This is a genomic window from Frankia sp. AiPs1 (assembly GCF_023716945.1).
Lineage (GTDB): Bacteria > Actinomycetota > Actinomycetes > Frankiales > Frankiaceae > Frankia.
The window spans coordinates 1-2538 of record NZ_JAMQQF010000718.1 but is presented as its reverse complement, the minus strand read 5'-3'; the positions used below and the strand labels follow the sequence as shown (position 1 = coordinate 2538).

The following is a 2538-nucleotide window of genomic DNA, read 5'->3' as shown; positions in this document are numbered from 1 at the left end:
CGACTCCGCCGTTCCGGCCGCGCGGGACGGCGCCGGCAGTGGCGGCGACGATCGAGACGAGCGGACGGTGGCGACCCCATGACCATTCTGGCCACCGGCGCCCCGCGAGCGGGGACGGTCGAGCTGGTGCCCGTGCGCCGCGGGCGGCTGGCGTGGGCGGTCATCGACGCCTGGGTCATGGCGCGGCGCAACCTCATCCAGACCTGGCGCATCCCGGAGCTGACCATCTTCGCGACGATCCAGCCCGTCATGTTCGTGTTGCTGTTCACCTACGTCTTCGGCGGCGCGATCAACGTCGGCGGTGGGCTGGACTACGTCGACTACCTGATGCCCGGTGTGTTCACGCAGACGGTGATCTTCGGTGCGATGGTCACCGGGCTCGGCCTGGCGGAGGACCGCCAGCGCGGCCTGATGGATCGGTTCCGGTCGCTGCCGATGACCCGCTCGGCGCTGCTCACCGGCCGGACCCTGTCAGACCTGCTGCGTAACGCCTTCATCATCGTGATCATGCTGGTGGTCGGGCTGGCGGTCGGGTTCCGATTCGGCGACACGACCGTGCTCGCCGTGCTCGCCGGGTTCGGGCTGATCCTGCTGTTCTCCTACGCGTTCTGCTGGCTGTCCGCGGTGATCGGCCTGTCGGTGCGCAGCGCCGAGGCGGCCCAGTCAGGAGGGTTCGTCTGGATCTTTCCGCTGGTTTTCGCGAGTTCCGCGTTCGCTCCGGTCGCGACGATGCCGGGCTGGTTGCAGGTGTTCGCCCGGCACCAACCGGTGTCGGTGACCATCGACGCCGTCCGGTCGTTGTTCCTCGGCGGCCCGGTCTCCTCGTCGTTGCTGCAGTCCCTCGCCTGGTGCCTGGGCCTGCTGGCGGTGTTCGCGCCGCTTGCCGTCGGGATCTACCGCAGATCGGTGTCGAGCTGAGCCGGGCCAGCCCCCGTGATTCAGGTACGGCCCTCGGACTCCTGGGCGTTGCCCAGGGTGGACTCGTAGGCAAGCCACTCGGCCCGCAGCACCGGCCAGCCGTCGGCGCGCAGCAGGTCCACCACCGCGGGGTCGTCGTCGACCACGACGGCGACCTGCCGTCGTGTGCCGAGCTGGCGCAGCTCAGCGCGCTTGAACACGCGGGCCGGGCGGCGGTCGTCGTCGGGGCGCATCCGTAGCTCCCCCAGGGGCAGGCCCTGCTCGCCCAGCCAGCGCCAGGTCGCCGCCCGAGACCGTTCCGGCCGGCCGGTCAGCCACACCACCTCGTGGTCGCGGGCGAGCCGGTGGACCAGCTCCACCCCCTCGGTCAGCGGCGGGTCCGCCGGCGCCGCGGCGAAGAACGCCTCCCAGTCGCCGGGTCTGGCCCGCAGGAACCGCAGCCGGTGACGGACATCGGCAACCACCCCGTCCACGTCGATGACCGCGAGCGGCCGCTGCTCCGGCACCATCGGCTCCCCCCGGCCGCCGGCACTCACCACGGCGGATTCGGCCGAACCGCCGGGCGGTGAGCCGCCCGCCGCGCCGCCGGTCCGGTCGGCCGTGCCGGCGATACCCGCCGTTTCAGCCGCGTCCGTCACCTGGATCCCCTTCCCGCCTGGCCATCGACGCTGCGCGCCCCCACCTGCCGGCTCGTCGACGACCCGCCGGGGACGTTGCCCTCGCCCGGCCATTGAACACGCGCCCGAGGCCGGATATCGGTCCCGGTCGTGCACTGCCTGCCGGATCGCCTCGAACATCGCACCTTCCACCCCGCCGTGGGCGCCACCCCGCCGTGGGCGCCGCCCCGTCCTGGCCTCCACCCGTCACGGCCTCGACCGGTCACGGCCTCGACCGGTCACGGCCTCCACCCGTCATGGGATCGGACGGCCCCGTCATGGTCATGGATCGTCGAAACCAGTTCGACGCCCCGCCGCGGTGTCGGGTGGCCCACACGGCGCGGCGGGCGGACCCCAGGCCGGCCGGTTCCGCGCTGGCCGGCGGGGGTGGTCCCGGTGTCGTCCGTGCGGTGGCGACGGGTGTGATCCGGGTCCGAACGGCCACGTCTGCGCCGGGTGAGTCGTTAGCGTGGCGGTGGTCAGCATCCGGTGCCGATCGGTGACGACGCCGCGAGTGTGGCCCCCCGGGGGCCCGCCGGTTCGGCCGGTCGGCGGGTTCTGGGATGTTTGCTCCCTCGGACGTGTCATGGTCGTCGGGGGAATTGCGCCGCCGGATGCCCGACGCGGCGGCGGTCGCCCGGTGCGAGCCCGAGGCGCTGGTGCGATGCCGAGGTCCCGGTGTGGTGCCGAGATCCTGGTGTGGTGCCGAGGTCCTGGTGTGGTGCGGAGATGGTGTGGGGAGGTCGACGATGTCGGGTACCCGGCGGGCGCGCACGCTCGTGGCCGGTATTCAGTCCTCGCTGGGAGCGGCGCTGGCCCTCGCCGACCGGCTGGAGGAGCAGGCGGCCGAGCTCGAAAGTGGCGCAGCGCCGAGCGTGACCACGACGGCGGCGGCGGGTAGCCCGGGCCGCCCGGGCGCGGCGACCCAAGCGAGGTCTGGGTCACGACACATTCACCCGACGGC

Annotated in this window: 3 protein-coding genes; 2 read left to right on the top strand and 1 reads right to left on the bottom strand. The window is 73.0% G+C overall.

Annotated features, from left to right (window positions below):
* The first annotated feature begins 78 nt into the window (after positions 1-78).
* On the top strand, positions 79-918 hold the full coding sequence (locus ND748_RS29890; RefSeq protein WP_251749550.1) for an ABC transporter permease: 840 nt from the start codon (positions 79-81) through the stop codon (positions 916-918).
* A gap of 20 nt (positions 919-938) precedes the next feature.
* Here the strand turns inward: ND748_RS29890 and ND748_RS29885 are convergent, their stop codons facing one another.
* Positions 939-1556, bottom strand: coding sequence for a hypothetical protein (locus ND748_RS29885; protein WP_251749548.1), 618 nt, complete (start codon positions 1554-1556; stop codon positions 939-941).
* A 767-nt stretch (positions 1557-2323) separates the two neighbouring features.
* On the opposite strand from ND748_RS29885, the gene ND748_RS29880 reads away from it, so the two are divergent.
* The coding region (locus ND748_RS29880) for a hypothetical protein (protein WP_251749546.1) at positions 2324-2538 on the top strand (215 nt) is incomplete at its 3' end.

Excerpts from the sequence above, each read along its gene's own strand:
- ND748_RS29890 (WP_251749550.1), top strand. The coding sequence starts at position 79 with ATGACCATTCTGGCCACCGGCGCCCCGCGAGCGGGGACGGTCGAGCTG.